The sequence below is a fragment of the Pseudomonas sp. Ost2 genome (assembly GCF_018326065.1).
Classification (GTDB): Bacteria; Pseudomonadota; Gammaproteobacteria; order Pseudomonadales; family Pseudomonadaceae; genus Aquipseudomonas; species Aquipseudomonas gingeri.
Genome location: NZ_AP021904.1, coordinates 6,397,550 through 6,413,053, shown reverse-complemented (window position 1 = coordinate 6,413,053; position 15,504 = coordinate 6,397,550). Strand labels below are relative to the sequence as shown.

The window sequence follows — 15,504 nt, the reverse complement described above, 5'->3', positions numbered from 1 at the left end:
AGCGCAAACCTGTAGGAGCCCGGCTTGCCGGTGATGGCGTGCGTTAGATCGCTATCACCGGCAGGCCGGGCTCCTGCAAGGGGTTGTGTCGTGGCTGTCAGGGCCGGTTGTTCTGGGCCTTGAGCAGGTCGCGGATCTCTCCCAGCAATTCTTCTTCCTTGGTCGGCACCGGTGGCAGGCTCGGGGCCACGGCCTCTTCGCGCTTCAGGCGGTTGATCGCCTTGACGCCCATGAAGATGGCGAAGGCCACGATAAGGAAGTCGATGCAGGTCTGGATGAACTTGCCATAGGCCAGGACCACCGCAGGCACATTGCCGTCAGCGGCCTTCAAGGTGACCGCCAGGGCACTGAAATCCACCCCACCAATAAGCAAGCCGATCGGTGGCATCACCACGTCGCCGACGAACGACGACACGATCTTGCCGAAGGCCGCGCCGATAATGATACCGACGGCCATGTCGACCACATTGCCTTTGACCGCGAAGGCCTTGAACTCACTTAGCACGCCCATAGGTTATTCCTTGTTACAGATGAGTTGAGTGAGCGCAGTGTAATTCAGCCGTGGGCATCTTGCTCGATGCCCGGGTTGCCTGCGCCCGCCTTAATCGACCTATTGTCCGGCGATAAGTTTGCAAAGTGCCACCAATCGCGCGAAATACTCGCCCCTGGCGGTCCTGACTTGTGGATTTTCTCAATCGGCCTCTTCGGGCATTTCTATTTAGAGAATGGTGCGGCGATCACTAGCCTCTGGTGAGCGCATCGGGATGCGCACTAAAAAAATCCAGAGGAATCCTCCATGAACATCACTCCTGTGCCGGGGAGTTTGCCCACGCGACGCGTGCTGGGCATCTTGACCGCCAGCCTGTTATCCCTGTCCGTCCAAGCCGCCACCCTGACCCGCGACAACGGCGCGGCCGTGGGCGATAACCAGAACTCGCAGACCGCCGGCAGCAACGGGCCGGTATTGCTTCAGGACGTGCAACTGATCCAGAAGCTGCAGCGTTTCGACCGCGAACGCATTCCGGAACGCGTGGTACACGCCCGTGGTACCGGTGCCCATGGCACGTTCACGGTCACCAATGACCTGAGCGACCTGAGCAAGGCCAAGGTTTTCGCTGCCGGTGAGAGCACGCCGGTATTCGTGCGTTTCTCGGCAGTGGTGCATGGCAACCACTCTCCGGAAACACTGCGCGATCCGCGGGGGTTCGCCACCAAGTTCTATACCGCCGAAGGCAACTGGGATCTGGTGGGTAACAACTTCCCGACCTTCTTCATTCGCGATGCCATCAAGTTTCCGGACATGGTGCACGCGTTCAAGCCCGACCCGCGCACCAACCTGGATGACGATTCGCGTCGCTTCGACTTCTTCTCCCATGTTCCCGAGTCCACGCGGACCCTGACCGAGTTGTACTCGGACTCCGGTACCCCGGCCAGTTATCGGGAGATGGACGGTAACGGTGTACATGCCTACAAGTTGATCAATGCCAAGGGTGAAGTGCACTACGTCAAGTTCCACTGGAAGAGTCTGCAGGGGATTCGCAACCTGGATCCAAAAGGCGTCGTCGAAGTGCAGGGCCGCGACTACAGCCATATGACCAATGATCTGGTGCGCCATATCAACAAGGGCGACTTTCCCAAGTGGGACCTGTATGTCCAGGTACTTGCCCCGCAGGACTTGAGCAAGTTCGATTTCGACCCGCTGGATGCCACCAAGATCTGGCCCGGCGTTCCCGAGCGCAAGGTCGGGCAGATGGTCCTTGACCGTAATCCGGCCAACGTCTTCCAGGAAACCGAGCAGGTGGCCATGGCCCCGGCGAACCTGGTGCCGGGGATCGAACCGTCGGAAGACCGCCTGTTGCAGGGGCGCGTGTTCTCCTACGCCGACACGCAGATGTACCGCCTGGGTCCCAATGCGCTGCAATTGCCGATCAACGCGCCGCGGGTCGCCGTCAACAACGGCAACCAGGATGGCGCGATGAACAGCGGGCACAGCAGCACTGGCGTGAATTACCAGCCGAGTCGCCTGCTGCCCCGTGACGAGCCACCCGCTGCCCGCTACAGCCAGTCGGCCCTGTCGGGCACGACCCAGCAGGCGAAGATCCAGCGCGAGCAGAACTTCAAGCAGGCGGGGGATCTGTATCGCTCCTACAGCAAGAAGGAAAAGCAGGACCTGATCGAGAACTTCGGTGGTTCGCTGGCGACGACCGATGACGAGAGCAAGCACATCATCCTGTCGTTCCTCTACAAGGCCGATCCGGAGTACGGCGCGGGGGTGACCCAGGTGGCCAAGGGCGACCTGGCGCGGGTCAAGGCGCTGGCGGCGAAGCTGTCGGATTGAGCCGAACCTGAAAACACCATGCAACCTGTAGGAGCCTGGCTTGCCAGCGATGGGGTCGAGTGCGTCGCGGCAAGGCTCTAGGGCCTCTTCGCCGGCAAGCCGGGCTCCTGCAGGCCCCTGAGCCACATTGCCGTGATGTGTTGCCAGGGGGCGTCGCCACGCTTGCGGTGACGTGAATTCTGTAGGAGTACCCGCCATGCGTATTTATGCTTTCCTGCTTCTGCTGACCTGTGCCTTCGCCGTTTCGGCCGAGGAGCCGCCTGTTCCGGCGGATCCGGCCGCGCTCCAGGCGCAGCTCAAGGATTACTACTTCGATGCCGCCCGCCGTGGCGACGTCGAGATGCTCGACACCTTTATCGACGCCGGCTACAGCCTCGATACCCGGGACGAGCAGGGCTACACCGCGCTGATCCTGGCGGCCTACCACGGCCAGGGGCCGGCGGTGGAGCGACTGCTGGCCGCCGGTGCCAATGCCTGTGCCCAGGACAAGCGCGGCAACACCGCGCTGATGGGGGCGATCTTCAAGGGCGAAGTGAAGATCGCCCAGCGCCTGCTGAATGCCGACTGCAACCCCGACCAGCGTAACGCCGCCGGACAGACCGCCGCCATGTATGCCGGCCTGTTCAAACGCACCGGCCTGCTGGACGCCCTGGCGGCCAAAGGCGCCAACCTGGATGCCGAGGATCCTCTGGGCAACAGCGCGGCCCGTCTGGCGGATGGAGAAATCCGTACACCGGCGACGCGCTGATCGCTTCCGGCTGAGCTATCATCGCGGTTTTTCCATGGGGGTTGAGATGGCCAAGGCCAAGCGCATGTACGGCTGCACCGAGTGCGGCGCGACCTTTCCCAAATGGGCCGGCCAGTGCGGCGAATGTGGTGCCTGGAATACCCTGACCGAGACCCTGGTGGAAAGCGGCGGCGCGGCGGCGCCCAGCGGCCGTACCGGTTGGGCCGGACAGCAGGCGCAGATCAAGACCCTGGCGGAAGTCAGCGTCGAGGAAATTCCCCGTTTCTCCACCGCCTCCGGTGAGCTGGACCGCGTGCTCGGCGGCGGCCTGGTGGATGGCTCGGTGGTGTTGATCGGCGGCGACCCTGGCATCGGCAAGTCGACCATTCTCCTGCAGACCCTGTGCAACCTCGCCACGCGCATGCCGGCGCTGTACGTCACCGGCGAAGAATCGCAACAACAGGTGGCGATGCGCGCGCGTCGGCTGGGGCTGCCCCAGGACCAGTTGCGGGTGATGACCGAAACCTGCATCGAGACCATCATCGCCACCGCCCGGGTGGAAAAGCCCAAGGTCATGGTGATCGACTCGATCCAGACGATTTTCACCGAACAACTGCAATCGGCGCCGGGAGGCGTTTCCCAGGTGCGCGAAAGTGCGGCCTTGCTGGTGCGTTACGCCAAGCAGAGCGGCACGGCGATCTTCCTGGTCGGCCATGTGACCAAGGAGGGCGCGCTGGCCGGTCCGCGGGTCCTCGAACATATGGTCGACACGGTGCTGTACTTCGAAGGTGAGTCCGACGGTCGCCTGCGTCTGTTGCGGGCGGTGAAAAACCGTTTCGGCGCGGTGAACGAGCTGGGGGTGTTCGGCATGACCGACCGGGGGCTGAAGGAAGTCTCCAATCCGTCGGCGATTTTTCTCACCCGGGCCCAGGAAGAAGTACCGGGCAGTGTGGTCATGGCCACCTGGGAGGGGACCCGGCCGATGCTGGTAGAAGTCCAGGCCCTGGTCGACGACAGCCATATGGCCAATCCACGGCGGGTGACCCTCGGGCTGGATCAGAACCGCCTGGCGATGCTGTTGGCGGTCCTGCACCGTCACGGCGGTATTCCGACCCATGACCAGGATGTCTTCCTCAACGTCGTGGGTGGCGTCAAGGTACTGGAGACCGCCTCCGACCTGGCGCTGATGGCGGCGGTCATGTCCAGCCTGCGCAATCGGCCGCTGCCCCATGACCTGCTGGTGTTCGGCGAGGTCGGTCTGTCCGGCGAGGTGCGTCCGGTGCCCAGTGGCCAGGAGCGCCTGAAGGAAGCGGCCAAGCACGGTTTCAAGCGCGCCATCGTGCCCAAGGGCAACGCGCCGAAAGAGGCGCCGCCGGGGTTGAAAATCATTGCCGTCACGCGCCTGGAGCAGGCGTTGGACGCGTTGTTCGAATAACGGGATGGAAGGAGTCGGCGGGATGCGTTTTATCGGTGCGGCGATGTGTTTGGCGGGATGGATGGTCTGGGCCGGTGCTGCCGGCGCGGCAACGGCCGCGGTGCCGGAAGGGTATCGGTTGGCCCAGGAGATGCCGACGGGAGATGGCGGTGCGCTGGAGTTGCTGGAAGATGCGCGGATCACCTCCGACTTGCATCAATCCCTGTGGGGCAACGGCAGCACCTTCGATGAGGATGCCTTTGACGACGACGCGCTGGCGAAGGATGTCGCGCGCACGCCCATCGTCGAGGCGCGGGTCCGGCTGATCTCGGCGGCCGGCGAGGAAGTGGAGAGTGTCGGCCTGGCCTACCCGCTGGCAACCCTGGAAAAAGCGCCGATGGACGGCATGCCGGCACCGACGTTTTTCCTGACGGTCGACCAGACCGCCCCCATGGGCAGCACCAGCGGCCCCGCGACCCAGGTGCTGATGCCGGCCCAGCGCAAGCTGCAGCCGATGCAGTACCAGACGGCGGACGGCAAGCTCAAGCCGCTGTTCCTCGCCCAGACCGGCAAGGCGGCCTGGCAGGCCGGGGATTCGGCTCCGGAGATCCTGCAGGTGTCTTCGAGCGCGGCAGATGAGGAGGGCGAGGAGTTCGTCACCACCTACCAGACCTATCGTCTGAAAGACGGCGTCTGGCAGCTGACGGCCCGGGACGAGGCCGGCTACTGGGATTCGGAAAGCGATTTCCCCCAGCGTTCGGCCTTTCCCTGACCGGGTGAGAGTGGGCGCTGCCGTGGTGGGCGGCGCCGTGCCGTTCAATCGTCGAAGAGGGCGTCCAGTTCCCGCTCCAGCTCCGCTTCGTCGCCCAGGTTCAATTCGATCAGGCGACGCAGGTGCTGGATCGACTCCAGGCCGATATGCAGGCATTTGAAGCCCAGCTGGCCGTGATCGTCATGGACCAGTCGGGCGTCCATTTCCACGTGGGCGTCTTTGCCCAGGCGAATGTCGATCAGGAAGGTGCCGTGCGCCCCCTCATGCCAGTTGCCCGGCCGCTGGACCAGCAACCCCTTGAGCGAAAGGTCCACCAGTTGTGCCGACCAGACCGTGGCCCCCTGACTGAGGGTGGTGACGGCATCGAAGGCGATGCGCTTGAAACGGCGGCGATTGATCGGGTGGCGTCTCATGTTCAGGTCTCTGTGCAGATTCGCTGACTATAGACCGCATGCCGGGCCAGGCAAGCGCCAGGGCGGGCCGTCGCGTGGTTCTGCCATGGCGGCGATGACAGGTTGATGTCCGCGGCGACAATAAAAGACCGCTCTATACCAATGTCGGTATAGCCATTGGTCGCTTTGGCGCTAAACTCAAGGTGGCTGTCTTTCTGTCCATCTGGCTGGAATATAAAAATGAAAAATAATAATAGCCCGCTGCGCCATCTACCCTGGCTGGTGCTGGCAATCGTGGGAGCGTGCGCCCTGGGCGTAGTGGCCTTGCGCCGCGGCGAGGCGATCAACGCCTTGTGGATCGTGGTCGCCGCCGTGGCGATCTATCTGGTTGCCTATCGTTACTACAGTCTGTTCATCGCCAACAACGTCATGCAGCTCGATGGCAATCGGGCGACACCGGCGGTGTTGAACAACGATGGTCTGGACTATGTGCCGACCAACAAACACATTCTTTTCGGTCACCATTTCGCGGCGATTGCCGGTGCAGGCCCGCTGGTCGGCCCGGTGCTGGCGGCGCAGATGGGCTACCTGCCCGGTACGCTCTGGCTGATTGCCGGGGTGGTGCTGGCCGGCGCGGTCCAGGACTTCATGGTGCTGTTCCTGTCCACCCGCCGCAACGGTCGCTCTCTGGGCGACATGGTGCGCGAGGAAATGGGCCGCATTCCCGGGACCATCGCCCTGTTCGGCTGCTTCCTGATCATGATCATCATCCTCGCGGTGCTGGCGCTGATCGTGGTCAAGGCCCTGGCCGAGAGCCCATGGGGCATCTTCACGGTGATGGCGACCATCCCGATCGCGATGTTCATGGGCATCTACATGCGCTACATCCGTCCGGGCCGCATCGGTGAGATCTCGCTTGTCGGCGTGCTCCTGCTGCTCGGCTCGATCTGGCTGGGAGGCCAGATCGCGGCGGATCCGGTCTGGGCCAAGGCCTTCACCTTCACCGGCGTACAGATCACCTGGATGCTCATCGGCTACGGTTTCGTCGCCGCGGTGCTGCCGGTGTGGCTGATCCTGGCGCCACGGGACTACCTGTCGACCTTCCTCAAGATCGGTACCATCATCGCCCTGGCGATCGGCATCCTGATCACCATGCCCGAGCTGAAAATGCCCGCGCTGACCCAGTTCACCGACGGCACCGGCCCGGTCTGGAAAGGCGGCCTGTTCCCGTTCCTGTTCATCACCATCGCCTGTGGCGCGGTGTCCGGCTTCCATGCGCTGATCTCTTCCGGGACCACGCCGAAGCTGCTGGACAACGAAACCAACGCCCGCTACATCGGCTACGGCGGCATGCTGATGGAGTCCTTCGTGGCGATCATGGCGATGGTCGCCGCTTCGGTGATCGAGCCGGGTGTGTACTTCGCCATGAACAGCCCGGCGGCGATCGTCGGCGGTGATGTGGTGGCCGTGGCGCAGACCGTCAGCAGCTGGGGCTTTGCCATTACCCCGGATGCGCTCCAGGCGGTGGCCAAGGACATCGGTGAAACCACCATCCTTGCCCGTGCCGGCGGCGCGCCGACCCTGGCAGTCGGTATCGCGCAGATCCTCCACCATGTCCTGCCGGGTGAAAACACCATGGCGTTCTGGTACCACTTCGCGATCCTGTTCGAAGCCCTGTTCATCCTGACGGCCGTCGATGCGGGCACCCGTGCCGGTCGCTTCATGCTGCAGGACCTGCTGGGTTCCTTCGTGCCATCGCTCAAGCGCACCGAGTCCTGGACCGCCAACCTGATCGCCACCGCCGGTTGCGTGGCGCTCTGGGGCTACCTGCTGTACCAGGGCGTGATCGATCCGCTGGGCGGCATCAACACGCTGTGGCCGCTGTTCGGTATCTCCAACCAGATGCTGGCCGGTATCGCCCTGATGCTCGGTACCGTCGTGCTGATCAAGATGAAACGCCAGCGCTACATCTGGGTGACCTTGCTGCCGGCGGTATGGCTGCTGGTCTGCACCACCACCGCGGGCTTCATCAAGCTGTTCGATGCCAACCCGGCCATCGGTTTCCTCGCCCTGGCGAAGAAATACAGCGCCGCGCTGGACGCCGGGCAAGTACTTGCCCCGGCCAAGGACATCGCGCAGATGCAGCACGTGATCTTCAACGCCTACACCAACGCGACGCTGACGGCGTTGTTCCTGTTCGTGGTCTTCAGCATCCTGTTCTACGCCCTCAAGGTCGGTGTCGCGGCCTGGGGCAACAAGGAGCGCACGGACAAGGAAACACCGTTCCAGGCCGTGCCTGAAGCCTGACAGGGGAATACTGCAATGTTCAATGACCTGAGTCGCCTCGGCAAATACCTCGGTCAGGCCGCGCGCCTGATGGTCGGCATGCCCGACTACGACACCTACGTGGAACATATGCAGAACAAGCACCCGGACAAGCCGGTGATGACGTACGAGGCGTTCTTCCGGGAACGCCAGGAAGCCCGTTATGGCGGCAAGGGCGGGCCGAAGTGCTGTTGATCCGAGGACGCCCTGTCTTACAAGGCTGAACACCGTCACTGTGGGAGCCCGGCTTGCCGGCGATGGCGATCTTGCGGACGCCATCGTCGGCAAGCCGGGCTCTTGCAGTTTTTTACCTAGGGGAGATTCTGGTTTGTCAGTTCCTATTCCTGTTACCGTCCTGAGTGGCTTTCTCGGTGCCGGCAAGACCACCTTGCTGCGCCATCTGCTCAAGGTCGAGCACGGTCTGAAAATCGCCGTGATCGAGAACGAATTCAGCGACGCCGGTATCGATACCCAATTGCTGGGGGCCGAGCCGGTGCAAGTGATGACGCTGTCCAATGGCTGCGTCTGCTGCACCATCCACACCGATTTGACCAAGGCCCTGTACCTGTTGCTCGAACGCCTGGACAGTGGCGAAATCGCCTTCGACCGGCTGGTGATCGAGTGCACCGGGCTGGCTGATCCGGCGCCCGTGGCCCAGACCTTTTTCATCGACGAGGAATTGCGCGAGCGCTATATCCTCGACGGCATCATCACCCTGGTGGACGCCGCCCATGCCGAGCACCACCTGACCCAGACCATCGCCCAGGCGCAGATCGGCTTTGCCGACCGCCTGCTGGTGAGCAAGCGCGACCTGGTGGACGAGGCGACCTTCAACGCCTTGAGCGAGCGCCTGACGCGGATCAACCGGCGGGCACCGATCCGTATCGTCGAGCATGGCCGGATTGATCTGGCCGAATTGTTGGATGTGCGCGGCTTCAACCTGAATGCCGACTTGGGCGGCGGCCTGAGTCTGCGCCCGGTGAGCAAGGCGCCCTCTATCGATCGCATTTCCAGCCTGGTATTGCGCAGCGACCAGCCGCTGGATCTCGACCGGCTCAGCGAGTTCATGAACGAGCTACTGGAGGATCATGGCAAACAGCTGTTGCGCTACAAGGGCGTGCTGAATATCGCCGGAGAACCGCGCCGCATGGTGTTCCAGGGCGTGCTCAAACTCTATGGTTTCGACTGGGACACCGAGTGGGAAGACGGCGAGGCCCGGGAAAGCGTGATTGTGTTCATCGCCGATGACCTGCCGGAAGAGAAGATCCGCGCAGGTTTTGCCCGGATGACTGGCGACTGAGGGAATCAGTTGCAGGAGATGGCTTGCCGGCGCTGGTGCCTGCAAGAGCGATGCAAGACTTGCCGGACTCATCGCCGGCAAGCCGGCTCCCACGGGATCAGGACAATCCGGACAGCTGATCCAGATGATCCACCAGCCGCTCGATGGCCGCCCTCGGATTCCCGTTCTCCAGCTCATGGAGAATGGCTTCACGGACCGGCCAATCCTCGCGGTGTGTCGACTGCTGTGCCTGCGCCAGTCCGGTCAGAGGCACCAGCCCGCCGAGAAAATGTGCCAGGGGCGCGTTGCCGGCCATCCTGGCCAGCTCCAGATGAAACTCGCCACCCAGCCTGATTGCCGCGCTTTGTCGGTGGTCTTCAACGCTTCGGCGTTCGCGCGCGACCAGCGCATGCAATGCATCGAAGCGCAGTCCGCCAGCGTTGCCGCAGAGCAGCTGGATCACGCTGGTTTCAGCCAGTCGCCGGGCCTGCAGGGTCTGTTGCAGCTGTTCCGCACCCGGTTCGGCGACCCGCGCCCGCTGGTTGGGGCGAGTGAGGATGACCTGCTGTCGCGCCAGGCGGCCGAGCACCCGCCGCACCTGGCTACGACCCGCGCCGTAGGCCTGCATCACGGTTTCTTCGCTCAGGCCCGTGGCGAACCGGCGGTCGAGAATGTCTTCGAATACCCGGGCATAAAGCGTCTCGGCGCAGCAGGCCGGCCCTCGTGGCTGGACGAAAGCGCGCGTGGCGGTGAAGGGCAGGGGTGTCGCTACGCTGTTCATGTCCGGTCTCCCTCGGCGGGTGGTTATTGCTCGGTGCTGCCCAGATGGTCGTCCGGGATGGTCAGTTCGATACCCATGCGCAGCCCCTCCTGGAGGATGTGCCGGCGCATTTGCGCGCTGGCCAGGGCGCTGTTCTTGTTGCGGATGGCGCGCACCACGGCTTCGTTTTCCTGCAGGCGCTCGGCCAGGTGCTCGGGTGAATTGCGCAGGACCCCGGCGCTCTGCTTGAGAGCATTGGCGGTCTGCTGCACCACGTTCTGGAAAATCGGGTTGGAGGTCAGGGCGAACAGCTCTTCATGGAAGGCGATATAGGCATTCATCCCGGCTTCGCTGTCGTTGGCCTCCAGGGCTTCGCGCATGTCCATCAGGGTCAGGCGCAACTGGCCGATTTCCTTGCTGCTGATGGACTGCGCCACCAGGCCGACGATAAACGGCTCCAGGGTGTAGCGCAGTTGCAGGATGTCTTCGAGGCTGGCATCGGCGACGCCGCTGTGGACGGCCGTGGTCTCGTCGGGGGCGGCATCGAGTACCACCACGCCCTTGCCCGGCATCGAACGCACCAGGCCGAGGGTTTCCAGGACGGTCACCGCCTCGCGCAGGCTTGGCCGGCTGATGCCCAGTTGTTCGGCCAGTTCGCGCTGGCCCGGGAGCATTTCGCCGGAGCGCCACTGGCCGCGGGCGAGGGCGGCGCGCAGTTTTGCTACCACTGAATTGACGACGGTCGATGAGCTGATCACGGTTTACCCCCTGTTGAAACGGTCTGGCCGCGACCCGGGCCGGCGCGGTTTTCGCCAGCCCCGGGTGCGGGGTAAGCGCCCGTCCCTGGACGCGGCACCTCAGAACTCCTGCTGATGGGCCGGCGCCGCCGGCTTTCTTGGTTGAAACCCATAGCCTTGCTGGCCATCGAGGACCTTGTGGGCCCGCTGCACATCGATGTCCTTTTCCCAGCGGGCGATGGCCACGGTCGCCACGCAATTGCCGATCAGGTTGGTCATGGCCCGGCCGATGCCCATGAACCAGTCGACCGCCAGCACCAGCACCAGACCGACCACCGGGATCGCCGGAATGGCCGTCAGGGTGGCCGCGAGGATCACCAGGGCCGAGCCGGGAATCCCATGGGCGCCCTTGGAGGTGATCAGCGACACCAGCAGGATGGTCAGCAGGTCGGTCAGCGCCAGCGGCGTACCGGTGGCATTGGCGATAAACACGATGGCCAGGGTCAGGTAGATCGAGAAACCGTCCAGGTTGAACGAGTACCCCGTGGGGATGACCAGACCGACCGTCGAACTGCCGATGCCCAGGTGTTCGAGCTTGCGCATCACCTGCGGCAGCACTGCATCCGACGAGGCCGTGCCCATCACGATCAGCAACTCTTCGCGCAGGTATTTGAGGAAGGGCAGGATCCGCAGGCCGGACACGCGCATCACCAGGCCGAGGATCAGCAGCACGAAGGCCAGGCAGGTGACATAGAACAGGGCCACCAGGCTGCCCAGTTGCCGTAGCGATTCCAGGCCGTAGGTGCTGGTGGTGAAGGCGATGGCGCCGAACACGCCGATCGGCGCCAGGCGCACGATCATGCCCATGATGCGGAAGATCACATGGCTGAGTTCGTTGATCAGGCGGGAGATGCCCGACGCGGACTCGCCCACCAGGTTCAGGGCGCTGCCGAACAGCACGGAGAACAGCAGTACCTGGAGAATGTTGTTGTCGGCAAAGGCTCCGAGCACCGAGTTGGGAATCAGCTCCATCAGGAACTGCGTGGTCCCGCGCAGATGCTGGCCGCGATCGGCGAGATCGCCCATGGCCGCGGTGGACAGTTGCTCCAGGTGAATGTTGGCGCCGCTGCCGATGCCGGTGGAGTAGGCCAGGATCAGCCCGATCAGCAGAGCGATGGTGGTCAGGACTTCGAAATAGATCACCGACTTGAGGCCGATCCGCCCGACTTTCTTCAAGTCGCCGGCGCCGGAGATGCCGCTGACCACCACGCAGAAGACGATCAGTCCGATCAGCATCTTGATCAGCTTGATAAAGCCGTCGCCGAGGGGTTTGAGCTGGGTGGAGAATTCGGGAAGGGCGAGTCCGCAGATGATGCCGAGCATCAACCCAAGGACAACCTGGAGGAAAATCGAACGCGAGCACCATCTGAGCATGAGGAGGATCCTGGTCGGCGTTCCGTTATCCGGGCCTGGGCCGCAGCTTCGGAACTTAATTGTTGTGGTCTTACCGGTATGTCCAGTGCGAGGTCAGTCTACGCCCGGTTTTTTCGCAGGCACAAGGGTTTTTTCGCGAAATTGGTAGGACTGGTCTGACCAGTAATGCTGGTCCTGTAGGAGCTGGCTTGCCGGCGATGAGGCCCGCGAGAGCGATGCAAGCCTCAAGACCGCCATCGCCAGCAAGCCGGCTCCCACAGGATGGTGCTCCGCCATCGCCAGCAAGCCGGCTCCCACAGGATGGTGCTCCGCCATCGCCAGCAAGCCGGCTCCCACAGGATGGTGCTTCGCCATCGCCAGCAAGCCGGCTCCCACAGGATGGTGCTTCGCCATCGCCAGCAAGCCGGCTCCCACAAGAGGGTGCTCCGCCGCAAAGGCGCTGCTCTGCTACGAAGGGGCGACGGACGGCGAGTTTTCTCCATGTCTAGTCCTGAAATAGGTTGACACCTATTTCACTCAAAACGCCCGATGCACCGCATTGGGCGTTTTGTATTTCAGGGACAAATGCGGCCGCTCTCCGTTGTAGATCAGGACCGATTCATCCACCATTTTCTTCGCCTCTGCCAAGTCCCTTGGGCGATGCAACAGGAACTCGGTCTTCAAAATTCCGTTTATGCGCTCGGCCAGAGCGTTCTGATAGCAGTCATAACCATCCGTCATCGAGCAGATAATGCCGTGCCTGATGTGCAGTCGTTGATAAAGATCAGAACAGTACTGGGCACCACGGTCCGAGTGATGTATCAACGTCTGCTTGGTTTTGCGCTCTGCAACGGCATTCTTCAACGCCCTGATGACTGACTCTGTATGCAGGCTTTCATGCACATGATGGCCCACTATTTTTCGCGAGTAAGCGTCAGTTACCAAGCTCAGGTAAGCCACGCTTTCTTGGGTGGGCAGATAGGTTATATCCGCAACCCATACCTGTTCAGGCCCATTGGCAACGACTTGATCCGGACCTGCTTTGAGCAGATTGGGATGGCGTCGAAAGCGATGATGGCTATGAGTCGTTTTGTGATAAGCCCGCTTGCGCGGGACCAGTTCGCGCACCTCTCGCAAGATTGCAAACAAGCGGTCCCGCCCTACCTGCAGCACCGTTTCTGCTTCGCTCTGCAGTAAATGGTGCAGCTTACGTGTTCCAAGTCTTGGCTGACGCCGCCGCTTTTCCAAGACAAAATCCACTATCCGTTGATTGTGGCTGAGCCGTGCATCATAAGCCCGATTGCGCTTGTAATAGGCCTGACGAGAAATCCCCATGAACAGGCAAGCCCTGGTGATGCTCAGGTCTTCGATTTGCCCTTGTGAGAGGACTTGCCGGGTCGCTTTTTTACGACGGAAATACCGTAGTCGTTTTTCAGAACATTCACGACGGCTTCGAAAAACTGAGCTTTCTGGTTACTCAGCGCCAGCTGTTCTTCAAGCTCTTTGATTCGCTGCTCGGGTGTCAGCGGTAGAGTTGGCTCGGTCATGGACCTGGTCCTCAACACTCGAATAGACGCGCCTTGGCTCCAATCCTGCCGACCATGCTTGCGTAGCCACACCAACACCGTAGACCGGCCCTGGATACCATAGCGCCGTTGAGCTTCTTTATAACTCAACTCGCCTTTTTCAACCTGATCGATGACCGACAATTTAAAAGCCAGTGTGTAATCTCGCTGACTGCGCCTTTTGCCTGAATCCATTGCGTCCTCCTGAAAAAAGGTCAGAAGGTGTAAACCTTATTCAGGACGGGACACCAGGCGAAAAAAAGCCCGGTCATCGCTGACCGGGCTTTTTCAATGTTGCGTCAAGCGGGGTTTATCAAGCGCCGTAGACCGGCAGCTTCTTGCAGATGGCCTTGACCTTCTCGCGAACGGCGTCGATCACCGCTTCGTTGTTCAGGTCGGCCAGGATGTCGCAGATCCAGCCGGCCAGCTCGCGGCATTCGGTTTCCTTGAAACCACGGGTGGTGACTGCCGGGGTGCCGAAACGCAGGCCGGAGGTGACGAACGGGGAGCGTGGGTCGTTCGGTACCGAGTTCTTGTTCACGGTGATGAACGCCTTGCCCAGGGCGGCGTCGGCGTCTTTGCCGGAGATGTCCTGCTTGATCAGCGACAGCAGGAACAGGTGGTTCTTGGTCCCGCCGGAAACCACGTCGAAACCGCGCTCGATGAACACTTCGGCCATGGCCTGGGCGTTCTTCACCACTTGCTCCTGGTAGGCCTTGAACTCAGGCTGCAGGGCTTCCTTGAAGCAGATCGCCTTGGCGGCGATGACGTGCTCCAGCGGGCCGCCCTGGGCGCCCGGGAATACCGCGGAGTTCAGCTTCTTCTCGATGTCGGCGTTGGCGCGAGCGAGGATCAGGCCGCCACGTGGACCGCGCAGGGTCTTGTGGGTGGTGGTGGTGACGACGTCGGCGAACGGCACCGGGTTCGGGTAGACGCCAGCGGCGACCAGGCCGGCCACGTGGGCCATGTCGACGAACAGGTAGGCGCCGACTTTGTCAGCGATTGCGCGGAAGCGTGGGAAGTCGAGGATCTGCGAGTAGGCGGAGAAACCGGCCACGATCATTTTCGGCTTGTGCTCGACCGCCAGGCGCTCGACTTCGTCGTAGTCGATCAGGCCGTTGGCGTCGATGCCGTACTGCACGGCGTTGTACAGCTTGCCGGAGGAGGAAACGCTGGCGCCGTGGGTCAGGTGGCCGCCGTGGGCCAGGCTCATGCCCAGGATGGTGTCGCCGCCTTGCAGCAGGGCCAGGTAGACGGCAGCGTTGGCCTGGGAGCCGGCGTGTGGCTGGACGTTGGCGTAATCGGCGCCGAACAGTTCCTTGGCGCGGTCGATGGCCAGTTGCTCAACCACGTCGACGTATTCGCAGCCGCCGTAGTAACGCTTGCCCGGATAGCCTTCGGCGTACTTGTTGGTCAGGACCGAGCCCTGGGCTTCCATCACCGCGGGGCTGGTGTAGTTTTCCGAGGCGATCAGCTCGATGTGCTCTTCCTGGCGCTGAGCTTCTTGCTCCATGGCGGCAAAGAGATCGGCGTCGTACTTGGCAATAGTCAAATCACGGCTGAACATGGCGGTCCTCAAGGATCGGGGGCAGAAAAGGAAGGCATTCTAACCCAATGGGTTTTATCTGGCATATGAAAGGGCATCATGTCGCAGATAAGCGGTGTTCAGGTTTGCCGGCGGCACCTGCCAGGGCCTCTTCCCGGGCAAGGCCGGTTCCTGCGACTTTGCATCATGTGCAAAACCCGTGGTCGCCCCCATACTGGTGGGAGCCGGGCTTGCCC

15 protein-coding genes are annotated in these 15,504 nt (G+C 62.4%); 7 read left to right on the top strand and 8 right to left on the bottom strand.

Annotated features, from left to right (window positions below; all coding sequences use genetic code 11):
* Nucleotides 1-97 precede the first annotated feature (97 nt).
* Nucleotides 98-511: a large-conductance mechanosensitive channel protein MscL gene (gene mscL, locus KI243_RS28350; RefSeq protein WP_017123422.1), complete on the bottom strand. Its 414-nt coding sequence runs from the start codon at nt 509-511 to the stop codon at nt 98-100.
* A 285-nt stretch (nt 512-796) separates the two neighbouring features.
* On the opposite strand from mscL, the gene katB reads away from it, so the two are divergent.
* The 4 genes from katB to KI243_RS28330 all read left to right on the top strand — a co-directional run bounded on the left by katB (nt 797) and on the right by KI243_RS28330 (nt 5,251).
* The gene (gene katB, locus KI243_RS28345) at nt 797-2,338 is read left to right on the top strand and encodes a catalase KatB (RefSeq protein ID WP_017123423.1); all 1,542 of its coding nucleotides are present in this window, start codon (nt 797-799) and stop codon (nt 2,336-2,338) included.
* A 196-nt stretch (nt 2,339-2,534) separates the two neighbouring features.
* On the top strand, nt 2,535-3,086 hold the full coding sequence (locus KI243_RS28340; RefSeq protein WP_103032778.1) for an ankyrin repeat domain-containing protein: 552 nt from the start codon (nt 2,535-2,537) through the stop codon (nt 3,084-3,086).
* Between the two features lie 46 nt (nt 3,087-3,132).
* Nucleotides 3,133-4,500, top strand: coding sequence for a DNA repair protein RadA (radA, locus tag KI243_RS28335; RefSeq protein WP_017123424.1), 1,368 nt, complete (start codon nt 3,133-3,135; stop codon nt 4,498-4,500).
* Between the two features lie 22 nt (nt 4,501-4,522).
* Entirely contained in the window at nt 4,523-5,251 is a 729-nt protein-coding gene (locus tag KI243_RS28330; RefSeq protein ID WP_017123425.1) for a hypothetical protein, read from the top strand.
* A gap of 44 nt (nt 5,252-5,295) precedes the next feature.
* Here the strand turns inward: KI243_RS28330 and KI243_RS28325 are convergent, their stop codons facing one another.
* Nucleotides 5,296-5,664, bottom strand: a complete 369-nt coding sequence (locus KI243_RS28325) for a PilZ domain-containing protein (RefSeq protein WP_177084026.1) — start codon at nt 5,662-5,664, stop codon at nt 5,296-5,298.
* 219 nt (nt 5,665-5,883) lie between these two features.
* On the opposite strand from KI243_RS28325, the gene KI243_RS28320 reads away from it, so the two are divergent.
* From KI243_RS28320 to yjiA, 3 genes are all read left to right on the top strand, one after another.
* Nucleotides 5,884-7,950, top strand: coding sequence for a carbon starvation CstA family protein (locus KI243_RS28320; protein ID WP_103032777.1), 2,067 nt, complete (start codon nt 5,884-5,886; stop codon nt 7,948-7,950).
* A 15-nt stretch (nt 7,951-7,965) separates the two neighbouring features.
* The gene (locus tag KI243_RS28315) at nt 7,966-8,163 is read left to right on the top strand and encodes a YbdD/YjiX family protein (protein WP_017123431.1); all 198 of its coding nucleotides are present in this window, start codon (nt 7,966-7,968) and stop codon (nt 8,161-8,163) included.
* Nucleotides 8,164-8,296: 133 nt separating this feature from the next.
* Complete coding sequence (yjiA, locus tag KI243_RS28310; protein ID WP_042934219.1) at nt 8,297-9,268, top strand: GTPase; 972 nt, start codon at nt 8,297-8,299, stop codon at nt 9,266-9,268.
* Nucleotides 9,269-9,365: 97 nt separating this feature from the next.
* Here yjiA and KI243_RS28305 read toward each other — a convergent pair whose 3' ends face one another.
* From KI243_RS28305 to glyA, 6 genes are all read right to left on the bottom strand, one after another.
* Nucleotides 9,366-10,028 (bottom strand): GntR family transcriptional regulator, encoded by a 663-nt coding sequence (locus tag KI243_RS28305; protein WP_017123433.1) that lies wholly within the window; start codon nt 10,026-10,028, stop codon nt 9,366-9,368.
* Nucleotides 10,029-10,051: 23 nt separating this feature from the next.
* Nucleotides 10,052-10,765 (bottom strand): FCD domain-containing protein, encoded by a 714-nt coding sequence (locus tag KI243_RS28300; protein ID WP_212810147.1) that lies wholly within the window; start codon nt 10,763-10,765, stop codon nt 10,052-10,054.
* Nucleotides 10,766-10,864: 99 nt separating this feature from the next.
* A complete protein-coding gene (locus tag KI243_RS28295) occupies nt 10,865-12,178 on the bottom strand; it encodes a C4-dicarboxylate transporter DctA (RefSeq protein ID WP_042934220.1) in 1,314 nt (437 codons plus the stop codon).
* A gap of 93 nt (nt 12,179-12,271) precedes the next feature.
* Entirely contained in the window at nt 12,272-12,580 is a 309-nt protein-coding gene (locus tag KI243_RS28290) for a hypothetical protein (protein WP_212810146.1), read from the bottom strand.
* Between the two features lie 114 nt (nt 12,581-12,694).
* Nucleotides 12,695-13,917, bottom strand: a protein-coding gene (locus KI243_RS28285; RefSeq protein WP_212809915.1) for an IS3 family transposase whose coding sequence is annotated in 2 segments (ribosomal slippage) — nt 12,695-13,566 and nt 13,566-13,917 — 1,224 coding nt in all. Because the reading frame shifts where the segments join, the coding sequence is not laid out codon by codon here.
* A gap of 118 nt (nt 13,918-14,035) precedes the next feature.
* Nucleotides 14,036-15,289 carry a serine hydroxymethyltransferase gene (gene glyA, locus KI243_RS28280; protein ID WP_017123436.1) on the bottom strand — a complete coding sequence of 418 codons (1,254 nt, stop codon included), beginning with the start codon at nt 15,287-15,289 and terminating at the stop codon, nt 14,036-14,038.
* Between the last annotated feature and the right edge of the window lie 215 nt (nt 15,290-15,504).

Excerpts from the sequence above, each read along its gene's own strand:
- KI243_RS28330 (WP_017123425.1), top strand. The coding sequence starts at position 4,523 with ATGCGTTTTATCGGTGCGGCGATGTGTTTGGCGGGATGGATGGTCTGG.
- radA (WP_017123424.1), top strand. The coding sequence starts at position 3,133 with ATGGCCAAGGCCAAGCGCATGTACGGCTGCACCGAGTGCGGCGCGACC.
- KI243_RS28315 (WP_017123431.1), top strand. The coding sequence starts at position 7,966 with ATGTTCAATGACCTGAGTCGCCTCGGCAAATACCTCGGTCAGGCCGCG.
- katB (WP_017123423.1), top strand. The coding sequence starts at position 797 with ATGAACATCACTCCTGTGCCGGGGAGTTTGCCCACGCGACGCGTGCTG.
- glyA (WP_017123436.1), bottom strand. The coding sequence starts at position 15,289 with ATGTTCAGCCGTGATTTGACTATTGCCAAGTACGACGCCGATCTCTTT.
- mscL (WP_017123422.1), bottom strand. The coding sequence starts at position 511 with ATGGGCGTGCTAAGTGAGTTCAAGGCCTTCGCGGTCAAAGGCAATGTG.
- KI243_RS28340 (WP_103032778.1), top strand. The coding sequence starts at position 2,535 with ATGCGTATTTATGCTTTCCTGCTTCTGCTGACCTGTGCCTTCGCCGTT.
- KI243_RS28295 (WP_042934220.1), bottom strand. The coding sequence starts at position 12,178 with ATGCTCAGATGGTGCTCGCGTTCGATTTTCCTCCAGGTTGTCCTTGGG.
- KI243_RS28325 (WP_177084026.1), bottom strand. The coding sequence starts at position 5,664 with ATGAGACGCCACCCGATCAATCGCCGCCGTTTCAAGCGCATCGCCTTC.
- KI243_RS28320 (WP_103032777.1), top strand. The coding sequence starts at position 5,884 with ATGAAAAATAATAATAGCCCGCTGCGCCATCTACCCTGGCTGGTGCTG.
- KI243_RS28305 (WP_017123433.1), bottom strand. The coding sequence starts at position 10,028 with ATGAACAGCGTAGCGACACCCCTGCCCTTCACCGCCACGCGCGCTTTC.